General features: G+C 64.6%; 25 protein-coding genes. 7 read left to right on the top strand and 18 right to left on the bottom strand.

Annotated elements, in window-relative coordinates; all coding sequences use genetic code 11:
• Positions 1 to 83: 83 nt before the first annotated feature.
• The 4 genes from KHO41_RS08505 to KHO41_RS08490 form a co-directional block, all read right to left on the bottom strand.
• Positions 84 to 1,001 (bottom strand): SMP-30/gluconolactonase/LRE family protein, encoded by a 918-nt coding sequence (locus KHO41_RS08505; protein ID WP_211952930.1) that lies wholly within the window; start codon positions 999 to 1,001, stop codon positions 84 to 86.
• A gap of 14 nt (positions 1,002 to 1,015) precedes the next feature.
• Positions 1,016 to 1,984 (bottom strand): Bug family tripartite tricarboxylate transporter substrate binding protein, encoded by a 969-nt coding sequence (locus tag KHO41_RS08500; protein ID WP_211952840.1) that lies wholly within the window; start codon positions 1,982 to 1,984, stop codon positions 1,016 to 1,018.
• Between the two features lie 74 nt (positions 1,985 to 2,058).
• Positions 2,059 to 3,000, bottom strand: coding sequence for a hydroxyacid dehydrogenase (locus tag KHO41_RS08495; RefSeq protein WP_211952839.1), 942 nt, complete (start codon positions 2,998 to 3,000; stop codon positions 2,059 to 2,061).
• The gene (locus KHO41_RS08490; RefSeq protein WP_211952838.1) at positions 2,997 to 3,695 is read right to left on the bottom strand and encodes an RraA family protein; all 699 of its coding nucleotides are present in this window, start codon (positions 3,693 to 3,695) and stop codon (positions 2,997 to 2,999) included. The genes KHO41_RS08495 and KHO41_RS08490 overlap by 4 nt, the downstream gene beginning before the upstream one ends.
• A 210-nt stretch (positions 3,696 to 3,905) precedes the next feature.
• Here KHO41_RS08490 and KHO41_RS08485 point away from each other — a divergent pair, with 210 nt between their 5' ends.
• Positions 3,906 to 4,634: an IclR family transcriptional regulator gene (locus KHO41_RS08485; protein ID WP_211952837.1), complete on the top strand. Its 729-nt coding sequence runs from the start codon at positions 3,906 to 3,908 to the stop codon at positions 4,632 to 4,634.
• A 36-nt stretch (positions 4,635 to 4,670) separates the two neighbouring features.
• Here KHO41_RS08485 and KHO41_RS08480 read toward each other — a convergent pair whose 3' ends face one another.
• The 4 genes from KHO41_RS08480 to KHO41_RS08465 all read right to left on the bottom strand — a co-directional run bounded on the left by KHO41_RS08480 (position 4,671) and on the right by KHO41_RS08465 (position 6,706).
• Positions 4,671 to 5,039 carry a VOC family protein gene (locus KHO41_RS08480; RefSeq protein ID WP_211952836.1) on the bottom strand — a complete coding sequence of 123 codons (369 nt, stop codon included), beginning with the start codon at positions 5,037 to 5,039 and terminating at the stop codon, positions 4,671 to 4,673.
• Between the two features lie 67 nt (positions 5,040 to 5,106).
• Positions 5,107 to 5,763, bottom strand: a complete 657-nt coding sequence (locus tag KHO41_RS08475; RefSeq protein WP_211952835.1) for an isochorismatase family cysteine hydrolase — start codon at positions 5,761 to 5,763, stop codon at positions 5,107 to 5,109.
• A 53-nt stretch (positions 5,764 to 5,816) separates the two neighbouring features.
• A complete protein-coding gene (locus KHO41_RS08470; protein WP_211952834.1) occupies positions 5,817 to 6,044 on the bottom strand; it encodes a hypothetical protein in 228 nt (75 codons plus the stop codon).
• A gap of 431 nt (positions 6,045 to 6,475) precedes the next feature.
• The gene (locus KHO41_RS08465; protein WP_211952833.1) at positions 6,476 to 6,706 is read right to left on the bottom strand and encodes a hypothetical protein; all 231 of its coding nucleotides are present in this window, start codon (positions 6,704 to 6,706) and stop codon (positions 6,476 to 6,478) included.
• Positions 6,707 to 7,126: 420 nt separating this feature from the next.
• On the opposite strand from KHO41_RS08465, the gene KHO41_RS08460 reads away from it, so the two are divergent.
• Positions 7,127 to 8,089 carry an amidohydrolase family protein gene (locus tag KHO41_RS08460; protein ID WP_211952929.1) on the top strand — a complete coding sequence of 321 codons (963 nt, stop codon included), beginning with the start codon at positions 7,127 to 7,129 and terminating at the stop codon, positions 8,087 to 8,089.
• Between the two features lie 882 nt (positions 8,090 to 8,971).
• Here the strand turns inward: KHO41_RS08460 and KHO41_RS08455 are convergent.
• The 8 genes from KHO41_RS08455 to KHO41_RS08420 form a co-directional block, all read right to left on the bottom strand.
• A complete protein-coding gene (locus tag KHO41_RS08455) occupies positions 8,972 to 9,904 on the bottom strand; it encodes a BKACE family enzyme (RefSeq protein ID WP_211952832.1) in 933 nt (310 codons plus the stop codon).
• 95 nt (positions 9,905 to 9,999) lie between these two features.
• Positions 10,000 to 10,434, bottom strand: coding sequence for a nuclear transport factor 2 family protein (locus tag KHO41_RS08450; protein WP_211952831.1), 435 nt, complete (start codon positions 10,432 to 10,434; stop codon positions 10,000 to 10,002).
• A 15-nt stretch (positions 10,435 to 10,449) separates the two neighbouring features.
• On the bottom strand, positions 10,450 to 11,373 hold the full coding sequence (locus KHO41_RS08445) for a VOC family protein (protein ID WP_211952830.1): 924 nt from the start codon (positions 11,371 to 11,373) through the stop codon (positions 10,450 to 10,452).
• A 13-nt stretch (positions 11,374 to 11,386) separates the two neighbouring features.
• A complete protein-coding gene (locus tag KHO41_RS08440) occupies positions 11,387 to 12,226 on the bottom strand; it encodes a fumarylacetoacetate hydrolase family protein (RefSeq protein ID WP_211952829.1) in 840 nt (279 codons plus the stop codon).
• 31 nt (positions 12,227 to 12,257) lie between these two features.
• Positions 12,258 to 12,866 (bottom strand): nuclear transport factor 2 family protein, encoded by a 609-nt coding sequence (locus KHO41_RS08435; RefSeq protein ID WP_211952828.1) that lies wholly within the window; start codon positions 12,864 to 12,866, stop codon positions 12,258 to 12,260.
• 15 nt (positions 12,867 to 12,881) lie between these two features.
• Entirely contained in the window at positions 12,882 to 14,204 is a 1,323-nt protein-coding gene (locus KHO41_RS08430) for an MFS transporter (RefSeq protein ID WP_211952827.1), read from the bottom strand.
• A 79-nt stretch (positions 14,205 to 14,283) separates the two neighbouring features.
• A complete protein-coding gene (locus KHO41_RS08425; protein ID WP_244873753.1) occupies positions 14,284 to 14,781 on the bottom strand; it encodes a flavin reductase family protein in 498 nt (165 codons plus the stop codon).
• Between the two features lie 18 nt (positions 14,782 to 14,799).
• Positions 14,800 to 16,032 carry an acyl-CoA dehydrogenase family protein gene (locus KHO41_RS08420; protein WP_211952826.1) on the bottom strand — a complete coding sequence of 411 codons (1,233 nt, stop codon included), beginning with the start codon at positions 16,030 to 16,032 and terminating at the stop codon, positions 14,800 to 14,802.
• Between the two features lie 184 nt (positions 16,033 to 16,216).
• Here KHO41_RS08420 and KHO41_RS08415 point away from each other — a divergent pair, with 184 nt between their 5' ends.
• On the top strand, positions 16,217 to 16,912 hold the full coding sequence (locus KHO41_RS08415) for a TetR/AcrR family transcriptional regulator (RefSeq protein WP_211952825.1): 696 nt from the start codon (positions 16,217 to 16,219) through the stop codon (positions 16,910 to 16,912).
• A 1,184-nt stretch (positions 16,913 to 18,096) separates the two neighbouring features.
• Positions 18,097 to 19,266, top strand: a complete 1,170-nt coding sequence (locus KHO41_RS08410; protein WP_211952824.1) for a porin — start codon at positions 18,097 to 18,099, stop codon at positions 19,264 to 19,266.
• A gap of 40 nt (positions 19,267 to 19,306) precedes the next feature.
• Here the strand turns inward: KHO41_RS08410 and KHO41_RS08405 are convergent, their stop codons facing one another.
• Positions 19,307 to 19,522, bottom strand: a complete 216-nt coding sequence (locus tag KHO41_RS08405; protein ID WP_211952823.1) for a hypothetical protein — start codon at positions 19,520 to 19,522, stop codon at positions 19,307 to 19,309.
• Positions 19,523 to 19,697: 175 nt separating this feature from the next.
• Positions 19,698 to 20,423 carry a TetR/AcrR family transcriptional regulator gene (locus tag KHO41_RS08400; protein WP_211952822.1) on the bottom strand — a complete coding sequence of 242 codons (726 nt, stop codon included), beginning with the start codon at positions 20,421 to 20,423 and terminating at the stop codon, positions 19,698 to 19,700.
• 142 nt (positions 20,424 to 20,565) lie between these two features.
• Here KHO41_RS08400 and KHO41_RS08395 point away from each other — a divergent pair, with 142 nt between their 5' ends.
• The 3 genes from KHO41_RS08395 to mhpA all read left to right on the top strand — a co-directional run bounded on the left by KHO41_RS08395 (position 20,566) and on the right by mhpA (position 24,128).
• Positions 20,566 to 21,408, top strand: a complete 843-nt coding sequence (locus KHO41_RS08395) for a fumarylacetoacetate hydrolase family protein (protein ID WP_211952821.1) — start codon at positions 20,566 to 20,568, stop codon at positions 21,406 to 21,408.
• 62 nt (positions 21,409 to 21,470) lie between these two features.
• Positions 21,471 to 22,427 carry a VOC family protein gene (locus KHO41_RS08390; RefSeq protein WP_211952820.1) on the top strand — a complete coding sequence of 319 codons (957 nt, stop codon included), beginning with the start codon at positions 21,471 to 21,473 and terminating at the stop codon, positions 22,425 to 22,427.
• Between the two features lie 87 nt (positions 22,428 to 22,514).
• The gene (gene mhpA, locus KHO41_RS08385) at positions 22,515 to 24,128 is read left to right on the top strand and encodes a bifunctional 3-(3-hydroxy-phenyl)propionate/3-hydroxycinnamic acid hydroxylase MhpA (RefSeq protein WP_211952819.1); all 1,614 of its coding nucleotides are present in this window, start codon (positions 22,515 to 22,517) and stop codon (positions 24,126 to 24,128) included.
• Positions 24,129 to 24,136 lie beyond the last annotated feature (8 nt).

Genomic DNA, 24,136 nt, shown 5'->3' with positions numbered 1-24,136 from the left:
CGTCAGGGCGACAATCGACAGCAACGCCAGGCCCTACCAGGCGCCGCCGAGATCGATGACGGGACCGCTTGCGGAAGTCATGCCTAGTGTCCTTCGTGGACCGGAGCGCCGGCCTCGGACATCTCTGCGCAAAGGATCGTGCCCGTGGTCGACTCCGTGATGAACAGGGTCTTCCGTTCGGCACCGCCAAAGCACAGGTTCGTCAGCGACGTGCCGGCTTGCCCGCGGATGACCTCCACTGGTTCCGCCCGATGATTCAGGACCCAGACGTAAGCCAGTCCCGGATTGGCGACCAGCAGGCAGCCGTCCGAACGCATGGCGAGACCATCCGGACCGCTGGGCCCGTATGACGTAAAGAACTGTCCCACCTTGCTCACGGAACCATCGGCCTGCAGGGGTACGCGCCATACGCAATTGCCGCGCGTCATGGCGACGAACAACACCCGCTCGTCGGGCGACAGCACGAGACCGTTCGGGCTCGGCGCGTTGGAGAGCAGCAGGTCCAGCTTGCCGTCAGGGCTCAGCCGATACACGCGCCCGGTCGGGTCATGCATGCCGGTCTGGCCCTGGTCGGTAAAGTACAGATTGCCTTTGGAATCGAAGGTCAGGTCGTTGACGCCGCGGAAGCGCTCCGAGTTCCTGCGCTCGAGAAACGGCGTGACCTTGCCGGTCCTGGCGTCGAGACGCATCAGGCCGTGGCGATAGTCGGTGATCAGGAAATCTCCGCTGGCCAGGCGCTTCATGCCATTTGGCTCGCCGTCGTACTCGGCCACGACTTCCCAGTCGCCTTGCATCGATACGCGAAAGATCCGGCCGAAAGGTATGTCCGTCACCCACAGATGGTCATCGGCCCATACCGGCCCTTCCAGAAACGAATCCGTCGGCAGGTCCGGGCGGTTGGCGCGAGCCCATGCGTTATCGCTGCCTTGCCGGCGCAGTGATTCCGGCAGCTTCGTGAAGACGCTGGCATCGCGAACGGTCGGTTGCTGGAGAAGAAACATCATCCGCTCCTGTCTTACTGTTTCTCGATATTGGCTTTCTGCGCCACCGGTGCCCACTGCGCAGTCTCGCGTTGAATCAGCTGCGCAAACGCGGGACTGTCAAGACTGCCGGGCTGGGCGCCCAGTTGGGCAATAAATTCCTTCACGTCAGGCGTCTGGAGCGCCTTCTGGATTTCGGCTTGCAGACGTGCAATGACGTCTTTCGGCGTGCCCTTCGGCGCAGCCAGGCCGGCCCAGTTGAACAGGCTGAAGCTCGGAACACCGCCTTCGGCGAACGTCGGCACATTGGGGAAGGCGTCAACGCGGCGCTTCCCGCTGATGGCCAGCAGCCGCATCTGGCTACCCTTGACCTGTGCCAGCGCGGACGGCGTCGACACAAAGAGCAGATCGACGTTGCCGCCGAGCAGGCCCACCATGGCCTCGCCCGCGCCCTTGTAGGGAACATGCATCAGCTTGATTCCCGCCGCCTGCTGAAAGGCTTCCGCGGCAAAATGCGGCGCGCTGCCCGGACCACCGCTGCCAAACGTCACCTCGTCGGGATGGGCTTTCGCGTAGGCCACCAGCGATGGGAGGTCCTTGAATCGCGAGCCAGCCTTGACGCCGACCACCACCGGCGCAAACGAGAACGGCGCGATGGGAATAAGCGCCGACTGGTGATCCCAGTTCAGCTTCTTGAAGACATACGGCAAGGTCGTGTACGAGCTGTCGTTTGCCAGCAGCGTGTAGCCGTCGGGCTGCGCGTTCACGACCTGCGACGTGCCAATGGTGCCGGACGCACCCGGCTTGTTTTCGACGACGAAGCTCTGCCCCGTTTGCGTACTGAGTTTCTGCGCGATCTTTCGCGTGATCACGTCTACCGCCCCACCCGGAGGATTCGGCACGACAATGCGCACAGGTTTGTCCGGATAGGCCGCTGCGGCGGACAAGGCATTGAGGCTCAGCAGCATCGCCGCGGCGACGAACCCGAAAGTGCGGTGGAACATCTTTGTCTCCTTGCCGCGAGGCCCCTGAGGGGTCCTGCGGCATGATTGTGTGTGGTCTGCGACCCGTCTGAGGGTCAGGCCGGAACGGCGCCGGCTTCGAGCACGGCGAGTACATTCTTCGCCGCGCCCACGCCCATGTTCACGTACGCGGCATCGCTCACTCCGCCGATATGGGGCGAGAGGATCAGGTTGGGAACGCTTTGGAACAGATGCGGCACGGGCATGGGTTCCACGGCGAAGCTGTCCAGCCCCGCGGCGTACAGCTTGCCGCTGTTCAGGGCTTCGACCAGTGCGGGTTCATCGATCAGGCCGCCACGCGCGGTGTTGACGAGGATCGCCCCGTCCTTGAACGTGGCCAGCGTTTCCCGGTTCAGCATCCCGCGGTTTTCGTCCGTCAGCGGGCAATGGAGCGATACGACGTCCGACTCCGAGAAGATCCGCGGCAGTTCAGCCAGCGTGACGCCTTGCGGCGCGGTCGTGGCGAACGGATCGAAGGCGATGACCCGCATGCCCATCGCGACGCCCATGGCCGCTGCGCGACGGCCAATCTCTCCAAGCCCGACGATGCCGAGCGTGCGCCCTTCCAGCTCGATGGACTGATGGACGGCTTTGTCCCAATGGCCGGCACGCATCCGCTCGTTGAGCTGGGGCACTGCCTTGGCACATGCCAGGATCAGGGCCCACGCGTGCTCGGCCACCGCGGCGGCATTGGCGCCGACGGCCGCCTTCACGGCAATCCCGCGAGCCGCCGCGGCCTTCTGGTCGATCACGTCGATGCCGCTGCCGTGCTTGGAGATCACCTTCAGGGACGGCGCGGCGTCCATGACGGCGGCGCCGATCTTGCCGTACCGCACGATAATGGCAACAGGATCCTTTTCCTTCGCCAGGGCCACCACCGTCTCTTCGCTGCACTGCTTGCCCGCGAAGCAGACTTCAAAATCGTTGAGCAACGCCAGCGCCTGCGGGGCCAGGTCATTCCCCGTGACGAGCAGAACCGGTTTCCTGGTTTCGCTCACAGCACTTCCCCTTCGGCCAGCACGCCGGCCTTGCGCAGTTCGCCTTCCAGCCAGCCCGGGCGCAGGTCGCCGGCCTTGATGGCGGCGATGCGCTTGGTTTCCGAATCCAGCTTCTTCTGCGCCAGTTCGAGGATCGCCGGCACGTCTTCGCGAGGAATCACGACCACGCCGTCAGCGTCACCCACGATCAGGTCGCCAGGATTGACGGCGACGCCGGCCACGGATGCCGGCCAGTTGACCAGGCCGCCGAGCGCCTTGGTCGGTCCGCACGGATTGGTGCCGGCAGCGAACACCGGAAAGCTGCCGTTGGCCAACTCGTGCGAGTCCCGCACCGCGGCGTCGATGACAAAACCGGCAATGCCCGAAGCCTGAGCCTGGGTTGCCATGATCTCGCCACACATGGCGGCGGTCTGGTCGCCCTTGGCATCGATCACGATGACGTCGCCCGGTTTGGCGATGGCCAGTGCGACGTGGAACATGAGGTTGTCGCCGGGGCGTACCTCCACGGTCAGCGCGGGGCCGGCCACTTTCATCGAGGGCGACAGGCCTTGCACGCGCCCGTTCAGGGTGCCGCGACGGCCAACGACGTCGGCCAGGATAGCCGCCTGGAACCGGGAGGCGCGTTCAACCAGTTCGGGCGAGACGCGCTCGAAATCGCGACGAATGGCGGGGGATGCTTTGGCTTGGGTGCTCATGTACTACTCCAGGTATAGAACTCGGGTGACGACGCAGGTGCTCACCAACGTCTTTCTAAACTTGATCGTTGTACACTGTACAACGTCGTTTCATAATTGTGAGGGAACTATAGTATTTCCTGCCGGATGTTCCACTCCTCGTTTACCCGTGTACGTGTCAAAACACCGTTGTACAATGTACAATGCTCACACCAAAGCCAGGAATGATCGATGAGTAATCACGGTGTCGCTGCAGTCGAGAAGGCGCTCGGCTTGCTGGACTGCTTTCGGCTCGGGGCCGAAATCCAGTCGCTTGCGCAACTCGCCGCAGCCTCGGGCATGCACAAGACCACGGTCTTCCGCCTGTTGAATTCGCTGGAACGAATGAGCTACGTGGTGCGCACGGCCGACGGCCGGTACGCGCTGGGGCCACGCCTGCTCTATCTGGGAAAGCTTTACGAGTCGTCGTTCCAGCTCGGCTCGGTCATCGAGCCTGTCCTGCAGGAGCTTGCGCTGGCTACGCGCGAAAGCGCGTCCTACTACGTGCTCCATGGCGACGAGCAGCGCATGTGCCTGTATCGCGCCGAACCCAGCGAAGGCCTGCGGGAAACACGCTTGCCGGGCACGATATTGCCGCTCGACGATACGGCGATCGGCTCCGTCCTGAAGTACTGGGGCAAGCAAGAAGAATCTGCGAAGCGCGATGATCCGTTGCCGTGGTTCACGTCTGGCGTGCGCGACGTCTACACGGCGGCGTTCGCAACGCCCTTGTTCGGCGCCGGTGACAAGTTCGTGGCCGCGCTCACGCTGTCCGGGCCGGCGTCACGCCTGGAAGCGGCGGACCGCTCGGAAATCACGCGCGTGCAGCTCGTCGCCGCGGCGAAGCTGTCGCGGTTGCTGGGCGCCAGTTCGGGGTGGTGCGAAACGGTCTATCAATCGGCCAGTTTCGTGCACGACTAAGCGTTCCACCAGACTGAAGCCGTCTGGCAACACGCCCTACGCTGCGTGGCACACCACTTCGATGTTGTGCCCGTCCGGCCCGATGACGAATGCAGCGTAGTAGTTCGCGTGATAGTGCGGGCGCAGGCCAGGCGCGCCATTGTCCTTGCCGCCCGCCTCCAGCGCGGCGCGATAGAAGGCTTCGACTTGCTGGCGATTCTCGGCGATGAATGCCAGGTGAAGGTGCGCCGGCTTCTCGTCTGTCTGGAACAGGCACAGCGAAGCCTTGCCCTTGGGGCTAAGCTCGACACCATACGACGGCGCTCCCTCCGAGACGACAGCTACGCCAAGCGGTTCGAGTGCCTTGAGGAAGAACGCCTTGCTTGCGGCATAGTCGCTGACACCGAACTTGACGTGGCCAAACATGGGTTCTCCTGACGCGTGCGGTCCTGCGCGGGGGGGGTCAAAAAAGCAGTCGAATTCCCCGCCACCGTCAGGCAAGCAGTGACAAGGCATCTGCCAGCGAGAGCACGGTTGTGCGCGAATCAAACGCCGTTGAGAAAAGATGGTCGTGGACGACCGGATCGGGGTCGTAGCAGCAGTCCTTGACCGTGTACAGCCGAAAATCCGCGTCACTCGCGTACGCCACCGAGGACAGCACCACGCCGGTCGACGCAATGCCCACCATCAGCAGCGTGTCGATCCCCTGCGCGGAAAGCCGCACCTGCAGGTCGGTACCAAAGAATACGCTGGCCCGATGCGCCATGATCAGCGGCTCAGACGCCTGCCGGCCGAGTTCCGGCGAGATCTGATCGTCGACGAACAGACCCAGTTGCCGGATGCCCTGCCCGTTCCTGTTCAATGGACTGATTTCCGGATAGCCCGGGCTGAAGTGGATCTTGGCGAAATAGACGCTCACGCCGCGGGCCCGCGCAGCATCACACAGCTTGCGCGTATTGGACAGCAACGCAGGTGCGACCGATGGAAACAACTGCAGGATGTCGGTCTGATAGTGCATGACCACCAGTGCGGTTTGCGCCGGAACAATCGCGGGAATCCGCGTGGCCACGCTGTCCGCATCGGCGGCGCCTTCAGTGTCCTGCCGATGACTTGCCGAATCGACGGATCCACAATCAACGGGCGGCGACATAGGGCGACTCGATAGAGAAGGATGACCGACTCTATCACGTGTTTGCTTGCAGTCTAGGCCCTCGCCACTGCCACGCTGACGGCGCCGTGGTCCAGCGCATCCGCGATCGCATCGCAGGCATGGCGGAAGAATCCGTAATACATGCCTCGCCCGTTGATCACTATTCGAAACAGGATGACTTTCCGAAAGGGTTCAGAACTGAACCCTGTAAAGCCAGGGGATACGGCGGTGTTGCGCTTCGCATCATCACTCGCGGCATTGAATGTCGTAATCCAAGGCATGGCGCCTCCTCAAACGAAACCGTCTTGCGTGACATCCCCCACGGACCACACACTTCGTGGCGCGAATATGCATGCGGGACTGATCTGGCTCTGCAAGTTTTCTTCTTGTCTGCCGCCGATATTACGCGGAACCAGATCGCGAACCATTAGCCAGATGGTTGGTGTCCAAATGCACGGACTCATACCGGAATAAACGTCCGAAGAGGCTTCGGGAAAGCGGACACCGCTTCTCGAGGATCGCCCTCGCGGCGTCCATATCGAGAAGCGCGAAATGCTGCATGCGGGGTCGTTGCTGGCCGAGATGGCCGAAGAGACTGCAAGCAGCAGCCAGGAGGATCAAGTGGTGAAGAGACGTCCGTCGAAGGCTTAATGTCCGCAGATGCTCGGGGGTGCCACCGGCGAATCATGTATCACATGCTGCGCACGCATCATCAAGGTGACGGCCACTGGCTAAACACGATCAGCGCAGCCGCGCCGCGCCCCCGCACACATACGTCATCGCAGTAGTCGACCACGGCGTCGGGCGCGAAGCGGTTGTCGACCATATCGTCCCCATCGGCGAATCCCGTTCCTGTTGCGCCCATTTTCAGGCTCACCGCCACCCCGGCCGCCAGACCAAGGCCGAGCAGCACCACAGCCCCTAACCACCGACTACGCTTCATCGCCGTCTCCGTCCGCCAATCTTCAGGCTTGTGACCGGATGCTAGTCACTGAAGGCGGCAGCCACTTCGTCAAAGCGGACTAGGGGGAATCCCGTATGCGTTTGCACTCGGCGTAAAGCTGCAGGCGTAGACATCTGTCTACGCCGAACGGTGCGCATTCCCTATCTTGGTCGCGACAAACGTCCCTCCTAGAATCGACAGATCATCCATCGCGATACCCTATAACGGAGACCATCGAACATGTCGCAAGCAGGATCAGGACGAGGGACGGATAGCCATCCGGCGATCAGCCCGGGCCGGCGCTAGGCGCTGGCCGGCGTTGTCGGCCTCACGGCTTCCGCGATCGGCGGGCTCGGCGCTGGCCCGGCGTCCGCCGCAGCGGCCAGAAAAAGCGCCGCCTCGGATAGCGCGCAGCGCCGCATCGACGTCCATGCGCACTACATCCCGGCCGAATACCGTGCGGCGCTCGAGGCCGCCGGCCACGGGAAGCCATCGGGCATGCCGGGCATTCCCCGCTGGAGTGCCGCCGAGCACGTCGGCATGATGGATCAACTCGACATCGCCACCGCGATATTGTCGATCTCCGCGCCCGGCCTGCATTTCGGCGACGACGCCGCCGCGCGCCGGCTCGCGCGCTACTGCAATGACGAAGGCGCCAGGGCCGTGCGCGAGCATCCCGGCCGCTTCGGGCTGTTCGCCGCGTTGCCGCTGCCTGATGTAGCCGGCTCGCTTGCCGAGCTGGCCCATGCGTTCGACACACTGCATGCGGACGGCGTCGTGATGGAGTCCAACTACCACGGCATCTACCTGGGCGATGCGCGCCTCGATCCCGTGTTCGCCGAACTGAACCGGCGCAAGGCAACCGTCTTCATCCACCCGACCGATCCCTACTGCCCGTGCTGTCAGGGCAGCGAGCAGGCCGCCCTGCCCCCGCTCGGCTACCCGTACCCGATGATCGAGTTCATCTTCGACACGACACGCGCGGTGTTCAACCTGATCCTGAGCGGGACGCTGGAAAAATATCCCGACGTGAAGATCATCGTCCCGCACGCGGGCGCCGCCGTGCCGGTGCTGACCGCGCGCGTGGGGGCCATCAGTGCGCTGCTGAAGCTCGGCCGCAATCGGATGAGTGTTGATGACGCGATCCGCAAGCTCTATTTCGACCTGGCGGGTGCGCCGGAGCCGGTCGCGCTGAGCGCGCTGCTGCAAGTGGCCGACCCCACGCGCGTGCTGTATGGCAGTGATTATCCGTTTACGCCGGCGCCGGTCGCGGCCGATCTGGCTGCCGTGCTTGATCGCTCGGTGCATATCCCGGCTAGCCTGCGGGGTGGGTTTATGCGGGAGAATGCTTTGGGGTTGTTTCCTCGGTTTGGGGAGGGATGAGCGCTGATGTTTCGCGGGCGCAGTTCGGCGGGGGTTTTGTGGTTGGGAATGGGGTGTCGTTCTTGGCTGGCGCCGCTGTTTCGCCGGCGTAGCCGGCGGGGGTTTTGTGGTCGGGAATGGGGTGTCGCTCTTGGCAAGCGCCGCTGTTTCGCCGGCGTAGCCGGCGACCTACTCTTTTGTCCGAGCGACAAAAGAGTAGGCAGAAAAGCGCGTCGTTGCCGCTGGCCATCAATTCCACGGCGGCAGTCGTTCAAGCGGCTTTGGACGCCTGCGATGGTGGTCGGCCGTTCGACCCTGCTACGCTATGTGAGTCAGAACCTGTGCCTGACGCGGCACGGCTTTTGGACGATCCCCAAGACGGACTCGGGTACAGCGTTTCAATGAGGTCAGTGGTGGGACGCCTTCGGCTGCGCTGCGCGCACGGCGTCGTCTGGATGCAATCTCATCAACGTCGCTGGCGCCCGAGGTCTGCGTTCTTCTCGCTCCCTCTCGCTACCCTGCGCATGCAATTCGCGGCATCGTCACCGAGGTGTGGTTCGCCTTGGGCCTGCGTGCTCAGACTTGAGCTCTGCGCGTAGCGCAGCCGAAGGCGATCACACGATATCGCCCGCAGCAGGGGCCACGGACGCTTGCAGGGCTCGTTCAATCAGCGCCGTATTCCCGACCATGGTCGTGCCCCACGCGGCAGGCAGCCTGGCGGACTCTGAAGCCCATACCCGTACAACACCCCTGGCACACTACGATAAAAATTCGCCCCTTTGGGGCAACCAAAACGCGTTTTTGGTTACTTTTGTCGCTCGGACAAAAGTGACTCGCCGGCTACGCCGGCGAAACAGCCGCGCATGCCAAGAACGCTAACCCTACCTCAAGCAGAAACCCACCTCAAAAATCCACCTTCCCCTCCCCCTTCAACCCCAACATCCCCCGCGCCTCATCCGGCGTGGCAACCGCATATCCAAGCTGCTCTACAGTCTTGCGGATGTTTGCCACCTGCTCGGCGTTGCTCGTCGCGAGCTGCCCCCGCGACAGCCAAAGGTTATCCTCCAACCCCACCCGAACATTGCCGCCCATCAACAACCCCTGCGTGACCACGCGCGACTGCAGCGCGCCAGCGCCCAGCACCGACCATACGTAGTCCTTCCCGAACAACCGGTCCGCCGTGCGCTTCATGTGGGCAACGTCCTCCGGATGCGCGCCGATGCCACCGCGGATGCCGAATACCGACTGGATGAACAGCGGCGCCCTGAGCAGCCCGCGATCCAGGAAGTGCGCGGCGGTGTAGAGGTGACCGATGTCGTAGCACTCGATCTCGAAGCGCGTTTCGTTCGCGTTGCACGCTTCGAGGATATGCGCGATATCGCGGAAGGTATTGCGGAAGATGCGGTCGTCGCTGGCTTCGAGATACGGGCGTTCCCAGTCATGGCGGAACTCCTTGTAGCGGCCGAGCATTTCGTACAGGCCGAAGTTCATCGAGCCCATGTTCAGCGAGGCCACCTCCGGCTTGAAACGAACGACCGGCGCGAGACGCTCCTCGATCGACATGGTCGGGGCACCGCCGGTGGTCAGGTTGATGACTACATCGGACTTAGTGCGGATCGCGCCGAGGAATTCGCCAAACAGCGCCGGGTCCTGGCTCGGGATGCCGGTCTTCGGATCGCGGGCATGCAAGTGGACAATGGCGGCGCCTGCCTCGGCGGCGCCGATGGCCGACTCGGCAATCTGTGCGGGCGTGATGGGAAGGTAAGGCGACATCGACGGTGTATGGATCGAGCCGGTGATGGCGCAGGTGATGATGACCTTGTTGGAAGTCGACATGGGAATGGCTCCGGTGAAATCGGAAAAAGGCGGGACAGGCAGGCGAGCCGATGACTCGCGCGCTGTCCCGTAAGGAGATATGCGGTGTTGCTGGATCAGCGGACAGGCTCTGCCACGAATACGATTCGGGCGCGGCGTCCTTCATAACGCCAGACGCCGGGTTCGGCCTCGACCACTACGTCCTCGAAGTCGCCAACCACCGACGGCGCCCGCGCCGGCAGCGGCCAGTCGCCCTTGCCCGCCATCACATGGACCGTCGAAAAGACACGCACGCGGCCATTCGTGACGGGCTCGATCAGCAGGTTCGAGAACAGGTGACGCGTCGTACTGCGCGCCTCGGCTTCGCGCACGGCGCGGTCCGCGTAGAACTTCGCGATCTGCGCACGGCCGTCGCAGCGGATCGGGCCGTAGTCCATCCATCCTGCGTCGATGAACAGCGCATCGACTGGCGCATCGGCAAGGCCGTCTACTCGCCGCCAGTACTCGGCCGCGAGCGACTGGACGGCGGCCCACGTCGCGGCATCGACCACAGCGGGCGCTATCGGTCAGGCCTCCGTATTGCGGGCGAACCACGGCGGCACGTCGGGTCCCCACTGGTGCATCGAGTCTTCCGGTGCATGGTCGCCGGCGGGCCAGGCCGTGCCGGCCGAAATGTAGTCCATGTCGGCGGAGTATTCGCAGAACGAGCCCCACGGATCGCGCACGTAGTGGAAGAAATTGGAACCGAGCACGTGGCGGCCCGTGCCCCAGCCTTCGGCGTAGCCGGCCGCGGCCATCTGCGCGGCGCCCTGCCCGACCTGGTCGATGCTCGACACGTCCCACGAGGCGTGGTGCCAGCCCTTCGCGGGGCTTGCGGCGAACGCCACCAGGTGATGGTCGCAGCCATGGGGCGCATGCGTGAAGGCGACCATGTCACCGGAGCGGTCCGACAGGCGCAGACCGAGCGCGCGTTGATAGAAATCGAGCGTGCGCGGCAGGTCCGGCGTGAACAGCGCCACGTGCGACAGCCGCCTCGGCCGCACGGTCGCTACCTGATTGCGGAACAGCGCACCGCGCACGTCGGCGCCGACGTGCACGCTGTCGAGCGATGGCTTGGCCGACGGGCTCGTCTTCGGGCCAACCCGGACCTGCACGAGGTTGCCGTCGACGTCGTGGAACCACAGGCCCGTACCTGACGCGTACGGCGCATTGTCGGCAAACCGCGCGCCGACAGCCTCGACCTGGTTTCGGATCGTTTCGTAGTCAGACTCGTAGCAATGGAAGCTGAGGTACGCCAGTTCCCGGCGCTCGCCCGAAAAGAAGCGAGCCCAGATTTGATCATCGGAAGTCATCGCATCCAGACGGTCACCGTGGTCGACCATGGACAAGCCGAATGCGGCGTGGAAATGGCGGGCATCCTCAAGGTTCGGCACGACCAGCGCATAGTGGCCGATGGAATGGACGGCGGCTTGGTGTTGGTTGTCGCTCATGGTTCTCTCCCGATCAGGCGGCTTCATCGGCAATGGGATTTCGCAGCGTGGCGAAGCCGGTCAGGCTGACTTCGCACACATCGCCGGCCCGCATCACCAGCTTTGGCTCGCGCGCCCAACCCACGCCGCTCGGCGTGCCGGTGACGATCACGTCACCGGCTTCAAGGGTCAGCGCTTCGCTGAGCGTCGAGATCAGCGTGGCGACATCGAAAATCAGCGTGTCGGTGCTGGCCGACTGCACGACCTGGCCATTCAGGCGCGTCTCCAGCGTCAGTCCTTTCGCACCGGGCGGCACTTCGCTGGCGGTGACCAGCTCCGGGCCAAACGCACCGGTGTCGTCGAAGTTCTTGCCCATGGTCCATTGCGGCGCGAGGAACTGGTACTCGCGCACCGAACCGTCGTTGAACAGCGCATAGCCAGCCGCGTGGCGAAGCGCCTCGTCCTTGCGGATATGGCGGCCCCCGGATTTCAGGATCACCGCGAACTCACCTTCGAAGTCGAGCGAGTCCGACACGCGCGGACGCACGATGGGCTGGCCGTGGCCGGTCAGGCTCGTGTCGTAGCGCGGGAACATGGTCGGGTACTTCGGCTGTTCGAGCTTGCTTTCGCGCGTGTGGTCCGCGTAATTCAGGCCGACGCAGAGCAGCTTGGGCGGATGCTCCAGCACGGGCAGGAAGGTCACGTCGGCCTCGGTGACCAGCGCGTCGCCGGCGACGTTGTCGGCATAGCTTTCGAGGTCGACGCCGTTGGCGAGCAGCGTTTCGAGCGGCATGTCGCCAAGCACACGGATCTTGTCGCCGTCGCGCACGCCGGTTTGCTTCTTGCCATCGAGAATGAAGCGGAGATATCGCATGGGAAGTGTTCTCTGGTGAAAGTTTGGGGAATCAGCCGGCACCGGCCAGCCACGCGTCATCGCTGTCGAGTAGCGGCTGGACGGTCTCCGGGCGATCGATACCGGGTAAATCAAGGCGAGGCTGCTGGCCGACATGCGCCAGCAGGTAGGACAGGAAGCGATAGGTGGGGCGATAGGCAGCCAGCTTCGCGTCATCGAGTTCAATCCGCGCCGATGGATTGACCACCGCCAGTCCGTCGCGCAGGTAGACGATGCCCATGCGCGCAATGCGCCAGACGCCATCGCGACGCTCCACGCGCTCATGCAGCCGCGAGTGTGTGGTGACTTCGACTTCCACGCCATCGAGTTGCGCACGCGCGGTCACCGCGCACGGCGTCTGGGCGAGCGCACGGTCGCCGTTCAGCATGACCAGCGTTGGGCCCATCTGGTGGGCCGAGTGCCGGCCCGCCTCGTACATCCGGCGCGATGCCGCGACGAACTCCGGCCCGCTGCCGTGAAACCACGACAGATCAACCACCGAATCGGCATGGTACGTATCGAGCATCCGCGCCCATTGGGCCTGGTCACGCGCGGCGCGTTCGGTCTGCACGACCTCGGCAATCTCGGCCTTGTCGAGCATGGCTTGCAGTCTGTCTTGCATGGCGTCTCCTCGCGCTCAAGCTGCTTCGCGGGCCGTGGCCACGGGCTCCGCCTGCGGTTCCACCACGCCGAGGTACAGCCGCATGTCGCGCACCTTGAACGCCAGCACTGCGGTGACGACGGCCGTCGCCATGACCGGATACATCGCCGCTTCCGGCCCATACGCGCGCACCATCCAGGCCAGCGCGAGCGGCGTCAGGCCGCCGAACAGGGCCGCGCCGACGTTGTACGGCACCGCGTAGCCGCTCTGGCGCACATGGGTCGGGAACAACGCCGAGACCAGTCCCGGCACCAGCGCGACCACTGACCCGAGCGCCACGCCGGGCAGCGCAAACAGCAGCGGCAGCGAACCCTGTCCCCCCAGCACGCCCGGCAGCCACTGGAAGAAGCCGATCGACGCCACCAGCATTGCCAGTGCTCCCACGCCAAGCGAGCGTGCCCAGCCGAGCTTGTCGCTGAGGCGGCCCCAGAACGGCATCGACAGGCACAGCGCGAACGAGCCCCACATATTTGCCTGCAACGCGGCCTGACGCGGCACGCCGTATTGCGTCGCAAGCAGCGTCGGCATGTACTGGAAGAAGACCACCGTCCCGATCGCCATGGTGAAACCCAGTGCCAGGCCGAACAGGCAGGCGTCGGCGTGCTCCTTCAATACGATGGAGATCGGCGTGGATTTCGCTAGTTGGCGCGACTGCTGGATGCCCGCGTACAGTGGCGATTCCTCAAGTTGCCGGCGCAGGTACGACGCGGTCAGCCCGAACAACCCGCCGACGATGAACGGCAGCCGCCACGCCAGCGACGGGATGCCGGTAGCGCTGGCGATATATGCCGACGCGGCAGCCGCCCCGGTCCCGAGCAGCAAGCCGGCCAGCACGATGCCGTGCATGGTGCCGCTTGCGGTGCCGAGCCGCGACGGCGATGCATGCTCCGACACGAACACCGCCGCGCCTGGAAATTCTCCACCGACGGCGCAACCCTGCAGCGCGCGCAGCACCAGCAGGGCCAGCGGCGCCAGCACGCCGACCTGCTCGTACGTTGGCAGCACGCCGATCAGGAAGGTCGGCACCGCCATCAGGATCATCAGGAAGATGAACATCTTCTTGCGGCCGAACAGGTCGGCGAAGTGCGCAAGCACGATGCCAGCCACGGGCCGCACCAGGTAACCGACCGCGAAGATGCCGAGCGTCTGCATCTGGCTGACCCATGGCGATACGCCGGGCGGGAAGAACGTCTCGCTGATCGCCGCGGCGACGAACAGGAAGATCACGAAGTCGTAGTACTCGAGCATCGCACCGAGCGCGGCCAGGCCGAGCGTGCGTGCTTCCTTTCTGTGGATCATGCTTGTCTCCTCGTCAGCGCCACCGTCTTCGCGGTGGCTGTCAAATGGGGGCGGCCCGGCGCCTGCCGGGTCCGCAGAACTACGCGCGGCAGGCCTGTTGGCCAGCCAGCCGTCCATAACGCCCGCCGTAGAACAGCAGCGGGCTGGCTTCGGCGTTCTCTTCGAGAGCCATCACCTCGGCGACGTAGAGCCTGTGATCGCCGGCCGGATGGATGGCAGCCACGCGCACGATCAGGTGGGCGAGGCTTTCCGGCAGGTACGGCGTGCCCGAACCATGCATCGCCATCGCGCCGAGTCCTTCGCTGGCCTTGCCGCCGAAGTGCGCGCTCAGGTCCTCCTGATGCTCGCCAAGGAAGTTGATGCCGAACGTATGGCCCGTGCCGACCGACGCACAGAAGCGCGACGCGTTGCGCGCCGACACCAGCACCAGTTGCGGCTCCAGCGAGACCGACATGAATGCGTTGGCCGTCATGCCGGCGGGGGCGCCGTCACGCAGCCAGGTCACCACGGTGACGCCGGTGGCGAACTTGCCCATCACGCGGCGAAAGCTCGCGGGATCATTGATGGCAGTGCTCATGGCAATACCCTCCTGCGCTCAGACCAACGGCGTGTTCGGCGCCTGGCCGCACAGCATGCGGCCGTACAGTTCCAGGTTGGTGGTGGTGCAGACGATGCCGTGCAGATTGGCCACGCGCGCATCGCGCCACACACGGTTGAACGGGTTGCGCGCACCGGCCAGCGAGCCGCCCGAGGCGCTGGCCAGAATGTCGACCGCGTCCCACATCATCTTGCTGGCGTAACCGGTGTCCCTGCGAATGCGGGCACGGGTCAGCTCGCCCGGCATGGTGCCGGCCCTGCCGTGGGCGTCGATCTCGTCGACACAGCGCTCGACGATCAGCCGGGCGGCGTCGATCATGGCCGAGGCTTCGCCAGCCTGCAGGTGCGTGACGGTGGCCTCCGACTGCTTTTCGTACCACGTGTACTGGATGCCGCGGCCGGGCAGCTTTTCGAGGAACATCTCCTGCGCGGCACGCGCGATGCCGAGCGCCGGGAAGGTCAGGATGATCGCCGCGACGGGCATGAAGGCCATGCGATACAGCGCTTCGTCATCACCGAACTGCGCGATGTAGTCGCCCGCGAGAATCGTCGAAAGCCGCGTGACGCGCGAATCCGGCACGAACTTGTTCTTCACGGTGACCGAGGTGCTGCCACTGCCACGCAGCGCGATGGTGTCCCAGTCATTGAGGAACTCGACGTCCGAGGTCGGGAACAATGCCATGCCCTGGTCCAACACGTTGCCCGCTTCGTCGACCAGAGGAATACCCAGCAGGTCCCACTGTGCGTGGTAGACACCGCTATTGAAGCCCCACATGCCCTCTTCCACGAGGTAACCGCCCTCCACGCGCTTCACCACGGCCTTGCGCGGAGATAGCACGCCAGCGGTGCGCACCTTGCCGCCGGACGCGAAGACTTCGTCGCGCGCCGCTTTCGGCAGGCATGCTGCGGCCATCCAGTTGCAGACGTTGATCAGCGCGCACGCCCAGCCGGCCGAGCCGTCGCCCCGGCCGATCTCGCTGACGACTTCCATGTAGGTGCGCAGAGAGGCCTGCAGGCCGCCGGCGCGCTTCGGCACCATCATGTCGAGGATGCCGGCGTCGTCAAGCTCGGCCACGGTCGATTCGGGCAGCCGCGCCATGGCGTCGACTTCCGGGGCACGGGCGCGCAGCGTGGGCACCATGGCCGCTGCGCGGCGCAGCAGGTCAGCGCGAATCGAGGCGTCGTCGGACGCGTTGGTGGATCGGATATCGGTTGCGGCAGCCAGCGTCATGAAGGTCTCCTTTGTCTGGTCGTTGCTAAGAATGACGTTTTCGTTATTGTAGGAACGCAGCCAAATCAGGCAAGATAGGGTTTTCGGCCGCGTCGGCATGAACATTCGTCACTGCAACGATCCGAGGCCACATCCAAAGGCCACATACAAGGCGAAAAGCCAAGCCAAACCCGAGGTCAACCAAGTGCCCCCGCTCACCTTCACTCCCACCGAACGCGAAGACCATCGCACCGTCACCGCGCGCAAGAAGCGCGAGGCCATGCGCGCGCGCATCCTTCGCGCGATCATGGATCTGTACGCAGACCGATCGAAGATCTCGACGTCGATCGAAGATGTCGCGCGCGAGGCCGAGATCTCGCGCGGCACGTTCTACAAGCACTTCAACTCGCTCGACGAGGCGCTGATCGCGGTCGGCCGCGAAGTGACCGACCAGATGACGCAGGACATGCTGCCGATCTACGACGCCGTGACGGACCCCGTGAACCGCGTGAGCACCGGCCTGCGCCTGTTCCTCACGCGGGCGCTGACTGACCACCGCTGGGCCGCATTCGTGTTGCGCGCGGAGTTGGTTGCGCAGAAATCGGAGATGCTGACGTACCTCATGAAAGACCTGCGCAACGGTGCGATCGACGGCGTGATGGAGTTCGACAACCTCCAGGCGGCTGTCGATTCCGTGATGGGGGCCACGGTCGAGGGCATCCGCACGATCCTGCTCAAGCGCACGAAAGATCCCGAGCAGTACATCGACAGTACGATTCGCATCACGCTGCGCGGCCTTGCCGTGGAGAAACGACGCGCGCTGAAGGCGACCGAGACATCGCGCGAGCTGGTGGCCGGGCTGCCGCAGAGCGTGCGGGAGACGTGGCGCGCTGGTGCCTGAGCCGGTTGCTTCGTACACCAGGCCTGTTTTTTGGTTTTTTGCGCCGAATTGCATGGGCTCTTGTTGGGACTGGGTTATCGATCATGGCTGGCGCCGCTGTTTCGCCGGCGTAGCCGGCGACCTACTCTTTTGTCCGAGCGACAAAAGAGTAGGCAGAAAAGCGCGTCGTTGCCGCTGGCCATCAATTCCACGGTGGCAGTCGTTCAAGCGGCTTTGGACGCCAGCGATGGTGGTCGGCCGTTCCAACCTGCTACGCCATGTGAGTCAGAACCTGTGCCTGGCGCGGCACGGCTTTTGGACGATCCCCAAGACGGACTCGGGTACAGCGTTTCAATAGCCTCTGCGGTGGGACGCCTTCGGCTGCGCTGCGCGCGCGTCGTCGTCTGGGGGCGAGCTCATCAACGTCGCTGGCGCCCCGGTTCGTCCAAGGTCCCTTCTCGACTTCGGCATGCCATGCGCGGGCGTCGTCACCGAGGCGTGGTTTGCCCTGGACTTGTGTGCTCAGACTTGAGCTCTGCGCGTAGCGCAGCCGAAGGCGATCACACGATATCGCCGGCAGCAGGGGCCACAGACGCTTGCAGGGCTCGTTCAATCAGCGCTGTATTCCCACTCACGGTGGTGCCCCACGCGGCAGGCAGCGTAACTGACTCTGAAGCCCATACCCGTACAACACCCTCAGCACACTACGATAAAAATTCGCCCCTTTGGGGCAACCAAAACGCGTTTTTGGTTACTTTTGTCGCTCGGACAAAAGTGACTCGCCGGCTACGCCGGCGAAACAGCGGCGCCCGCCAAGCACGACACTCCCAGCAACCATGCGAGGAACCAATTTCTTTGCAATTCTAGAAATCCACCACCCACAAACCACTCAGGAAATGCCCCCAACTCAGCGTGCACAGCTGTCAACGCAACTGTCCGCCGCTGCAGCACATTCGCGCTGCGGCAACACGCACGGCCTCTGCTCGAAGGCCCGTTCGGCCGAGCAAAAACCAACGCGCGCTGCTACACCGCCACCGATGACGAATCGTCACGGTGACGAATGTGTACGCTCAACGCTGCGCATTCCCTATCTTGTTCCCTCTCCTCCACCTCATAAGAATTCACACGTTGTTGATTCTTGCCACGACGCCATCCGCGCGTGGCAAAGCAACGCGCAATGAGAGAACCAGAAACGAGGAGACAAGATGAGAACGACCACCGCAAGTACCGCATTGGCTGCGCTGTCGCTGTGCTGGACCAGCGCCGCCTTCGCGCAATCCAGCGTGACGCTGTACGGCGTCGCCGACATGGGCATTGAATACGTGAACAACCTCGGCAATGTCCCGACGGCGGCCAACGGCTTCAATCCCGGCCCTGCGCACGATGTCGTGCGGCTGACCTCCGGCCATCGCGCGGGTTCGCGCTGGGGCTTGCGGGGCAAGGAGGACCTCGGCGGCGGCTGGAGTTCGGTGTTCGTGCTCGAGAATGGCTTCAACCTCGACACCGGCACACCGCAGCAGAGCGGCCGCCTGTTCGGGCGGCAGGCGTTCGTCGGCCTGACCAGTGCCACGGTCGGCCAGTTCTCCTTCGGCCGGCAGTACACGTCGATGTTCGAGGCGCTGGCGAATTTCTCGCCCACGCGATACGGTGGCTACGAGCCCGCCGCGTTGCAGTCGGGCGCGGCGTTCCGCGAAGACAACATGGTCAAGTACACGGGGCAGTTCGGCGCCGTCACCACACTCGCGCACTACTCGTTCGGCACGGGCATGGCGCTGCCGCAAGTCGTCGGCACCGGCTTCGCGGTGGGCGGCAATGGCGAGGTGCCGGGCAGCGCGCGGCGTGACAGTGCCTATGGCGCGGCGGTGGCGTATAACGGCGGCGCGGTGGGACTGGTCGCCGGGTATGACCAGGTCAATCCCACCATCGGCACCAGCAGTGGCACCTTTCGCAAGTTTGCGGTCGGCGGCAGTTACTCCACCGGGGCCGCCAGCGTGATGGGCGGCTACCGCTGGGGACAGAGCAAGGGTCCGGCGGGTGGCGATATCCAGCGTGACGACTACTACTGGGTCGGCGTGAATTACCAGTTCCTGCCCGCGTTCTCCGTCACGCTCGAATACACCTACGACAACCTGCGCAGCGTCTTCGGCAATACCAGCCTGCCCAACCCGTGGCAGGTCACCGTGCTGGCCAGCTACACGCTGTCGAAGCGGACCGAACTCTACCTGTCGACGGCCTACTCAAAGAACGCGGGGCTCATGATGGACTCCGGCCTGACGACGTACGCGAACACGCTCGCGCTAGGCAACAGCCTTGTGCTCGGCAACGGCAAGAATTCGATGATCGGCGCCGTGGTGGGGATTCGCCACATCTTCTGATGGCCAGAAGATCGCAGCGAGTCGCTTCTTCGATCGGAGCTTAGGCGGCGACGGGCGGGAACACGTACCACGCGCCGTCGCCGTGGCGGAAGAAGGCAATGGACAAGCGCCGCGTGGGATGCACCGATTCAACCTGGACCAGGCATCCCTTGCGGTTCGCAAGATGCCTGAAGCAGGCGACCCGAGCGGGATTGGCCTCGCTCGGCGACAACCATTTCTCTACCAGTGCGCGCAGCGAATTATCGGTATTTCGCATCTGTCACTCCCTTGGCAGCGCCGCATCAACTGCCGGCACCTCTTGATTTCAAGGGTAGATGCGCAGCGACGCCGATGCCTTCGGTATGGGACAACAACAGGCGTCAGGGCGGACTGAATCGCACGTAGGAAATGCCTGACAAGCAGGCGCATCGCGTACCTGCTGTGGGTCCTGCTCACTCAACCGGCGGAGTCGCCGCGATCCTTTCGAAGATCACACCTTGCGGCGCCGGTGTCTGCGGCAGCGGTGCGCAGGCGAGTTGCGTGGCCTCTGCTTCGTCAAGTCCGAGCGCCCGCAGCACCGCCAGAATGACTTGCTCGGGATAGTCGGCCGGGGCCCCGGGACGCAGCATGGTCCCGATGCCATAAACGAGCGCGCCCAGCGCCAGGTCGCGCGCCACCTCCACGTGCGGGATGCGGAACCGCCCTTGCGCGATGCCGATTTCCAGGTCGCGCGTCATGTACGCGTCAAGCAGCCGCCCGCGCGAGCCGCGCCGCGTGCCCACGCGCGTGATGAACGCCCCCCACAGCGGATAGCGGCAGGCCGTATGCATGTAAAGCCGGCACCCCACGGCCAGTCGCATGGCCGGATCGTCGAACTCGCGCACGACCGGGTCGATCACAGCGAGCACCTCGTCGCTGACATCGCCCGCCACCGCCGACAGCAACTCGCCCGTGGTGCGGAAATAGTTGTAGAACGTGCCCCGCGCGACGCCGGCCGCGGCGATGAAGTCGTCGATCATCGCGCCGTCCGGTCCCTTCTCCGCAAACACTGCCAGCGCCGATTCGATCAGCTTGTTACGCGTCTTTTCACGGCGCATGGCGGCCACGCGCGTGCGGTGGTCTTCCGTTGCCGCCGCGGGTACCTCGGATTCGGGCTCGGTCTGGATGCTGTCTGACATGTTCGTCATTTCGGGAACTACCCGGATTTTAGCAGCCGGGGCACCTCGGGTTTCTCCTAGGTAAATTTCATGTTGATGAATTTGTCAATTTGACTAGAATTCGTTATGACAAGTTCGTCAACATGACATCAGGAGATCTTCCATGCGTTTCGTCAGTTTTGAATTCCAGGGCCAGCAAGCGATCGGTGTGCGCGAAGGAGCGCAGATCCGCGTGCTCGGCAACGAGTCGCTGGAATCGCTCCTCGCCCGCGGCGTGGACCTTGCCGCTTACGCCGCACAGGCCGGCGGCGAACTGCTGGATGAGCGCGACGTGACGCTGCTGCCGCCGCTGTCGCGACCGCCCAAGATCATCTGCGTGGGCCTGAACTACGCCGACCACACCAAGGAAAGCCCATACGACCAGCCCGACTATCCGACGCTGTTCTTCCGCGTGCACACCAGCCTGGTGGCGCACGGCCAGCCGCTGGTGCGCCCGGCCGTGGACGACTGCGCGGGGCTCGATTTCGAAGGCGAAGTGGCTGTGGTGCTCGGCAAGGGCGGCCGCCATATCCGCAAGGAAGACGCGCTGTCACACGTGGCGGGCTACTCGCTGTTCAACGATGGCTCCGTGCGCGAATACCAGTTCAAGGCACCGCAATGGACGGTCGGCAAGAACTTTGACGGCACCGGCGCGTTCGGCCCCGATCTGGTCACCGCCGACGAACTGCCGCCCGGCGCGCGCGGCCTGTTGCTGCAAACCAAGTTGAATGGCCAGGTGGTGCAGTCCGCCAGTACCGACGACATGATCTTCGACGTCGAAACCCTGATCGCGATCATCTCGCAAGCCATCACGCTCGAAGCGGGCGACGTGATCGTGTCGGGCACGCCGGCCGGCATCGGCTGGGCGCGCGAGCCGAAGCTGCTGATGAAGCAGGGCGATGTGTGCGAGGTGATCGTTGAGAAGATCGGCACGCTGTCGAATCCCATCGTCGACGAAGTGAAGTAAATCCTCAGAACCGACCGCCGGCGGGGCGAACTCCCCAGCCGGCGGCAACCCCGGAGACAGCCATGCCCGACACCAAGGTGGCAGGCCCGCGTGCGGCCGTACATTCCATCGACCACTTCGCACTCAACGTCCCGTCGCTCGCCGATGCCGCCCGCTTCTACCGTGCGTTCGGCCTCGACGTGCGCGAGGTCCGCAACGGTAACGAACTGGAGTTGCGCGCCACTGACGGGCACCGCTGGGCGCGCATCCTGCCCGCGCCAGCCAAGTCGCTCGCCTACCTCAGTTTCAATGGCTACGAGCGCGACTTCGACACGCTGGCGCGGCAGATCGAGTCGGCCGGTGCCGTCCCTGCCCACGCACCGGAAGGCGCAGACGGCGGCGGCATCTGGTTCCACGACCCGGATGGCAACCTGTTGCAGGTGAAGGTCGGGCCCAAGACCAGCCCCAGTGCGAAGGCGCCGCACGTGACGGTGGGTGCCGGCGCGAATGCCCGCGGCGCGGTAACACGGTCGCAGGTAGAGACCGTGCATCCGGACCGCCTGTCGCACGTGCTGCTATTCACGCCGGACGTGCTGCGTGCCATCGACTTCTACGCGCGCGCCATTGGCTTGTGCCTGTCCGACAAGTCGCTCGACATCATTGCCTTTACGCACGCGCCGCACGGCAGCGACCACCACCTTGTGGCCTTCGCCAAGAGCAGCGCGCGCGGGTGGCACCACGCCGCCTGGGATGTGCGCGACGTCGACATGGTCGGCCAGGGCGCCGCCCAGATGGCCGCAGCTGGCTACATGCGCGGCTGGGGCACGGGGCGTCACGTACTCGGCTCGAACTACTTCCACTACGTGCAGGACCCGTGGGGCTCGTTCAACGAATATTCGGCCGACATCGACTTCGTCGCCCCCGGCCAGCCGTGGCTCGCCGGCGACTTCGCGCCCGAGGACTCGCTCTACCAGTGGGGCCCGGACGTGCCGTCCGACTTCATCCGCAACACCGAAGCGCCGGACACGTCGGCGCACTAATCCCCTAATCCCGCACGAGCAGACCCGATGGCAGCCGGCCCCGCCGGCCGCCAGGGGGACACTCGCGCCCGCCGCAAGGAACGCATCATGACCGATACCCAGATTCTCGACGTCGCCATCGTCGGCTACGGCCCCGTAGGCCAATCCCTTTCCATCCTGCTCGCCAGGCGCGGCTACCGCGTGGCCGCGTTCGACCGCTGGCCATCGCTCTACCCGCTGCCACGCGCGGTATTCCATGACCACGAGATCCGCCGCGTGTTTCACGCCATGGGACTGGGCGCGGACGTAGCGGCGATTTCGCAGCCTTCGGCCAAGTATCAGTGGTTCAACGCCGACTGGAAGACGCTGGTCGAGATCGACTGGTCGGCCGAATCGATCAGCGACGGGCCGGTCGGCTACCTGTTCAACCAGCCCATGCTCGAAGGACTGCTCGACGGCAAGGCGCGCTCCCTGCCGACCGTCGAGATCAACCAGGGCTGGGAGGCCACCGCGCTCGTGCAGCATGCCGACCACTGCGAAGTGCAACTGCGGCACGGCACGATGCAGGACGGCCAGTGGACGCCGGACGGTGCAACGCGCACCGTGCGCGCGCGCTTCGTAATCGGTGCCGATGGCGCCAACAGCTTCGTGCGCAAGAGCGCGGGCATCGCGCAGGACGACCTGGGCTTCGAGGAAGACTGGCTCGTCATCGACGTCAAACCGAATCCGGGCGTCAAGCTCGACGTACCCGACATCGGCCAGTGGTGCAATCCCGCGCGCCCGACCACCATGGTGCCCGGCGGCCCGGGATATCGCCGTTGGGAATTCATGCGGCTGCCCCACGAAACCATCGACGACCTGCAAAAGCCGGAGAAGGTGTGGGAACTGCTGTCGCCGTGGGTGAACCCGGACAACGCAACGCTGGTGCGCTACGCGGTCTACAAGTTCCGCTCGCTGCTTGCGCAGCAATGGCGCAAGGGCCGCGTGCTGCTGGCCGGTGATGCCGCGCACCTGATGCCGCCGTTCATGGGCCAGGGCATGTGCTCGGGCATCCGCGATGCGTGGAACCTGGCATGGCGGCTGGACCTGCTGTTGCGCGGCATCGCGACCGAAGACCTGCTGGAGACCTACACCGCCGAGCGTTTGCCGCAGGTGCGCGCGGTGATCGATGCTTCCATCGCCATGGGCCAGGTGGTCTGCATCGCCGACCGCGAAGCCGCCGCGCGCCGCGACGAAGCGTTCCTGAGCGGACAGGTGCCGCCACTGCCGCCGTTTCCGGGGCTGACTGGCGGCGTCATCTGCACCGATCTTGGCACGACCGGCATAGCCGGTCAGCTCAGCGTGCACGGGCAAGTCGAGGACGACGCCGGTATCGCGCGCTTCGACGACCGGATCGCCAACGGCTTCCATGTGATCGCACTCGATGCCGACCCCGGCCAGTACATCGACGCGGAATCCGCGGCGCTGCTGACGCGTCTGGGGACCAGCACCATCGGCGTAACGACCGATCCGTCGAAGGTCAAAGCCGGCCGCGTGCTGCGCGATGTGAGCGGCCGGTACGCACGCTTCTTTGCCGAACACGGTGCCAGCGTAATCGTGGTGCGGCCGGACTACTACGTCTACGGCGGCGTCAGCGATCCCGCGCAACTTCCGGCGCTGCTCGCGAAGCTGGAGCAGGAGCTTTCGCTGTCGCCGGAAGCGGCACAGCGCAAGGCCGCATAAGCGGACGA

The sequence above is a fragment of the Cupriavidus numazuensis genome (assembly GCF_905397435.1).
Classification (GTDB): domain Bacteria; phylum Pseudomonadota; class Gammaproteobacteria; order Burkholderiales; family Burkholderiaceae; genus Cupriavidus; species Cupriavidus numazuensis.
This window is presented reverse-complemented; position numbering and strand designations above follow the sequence as displayed.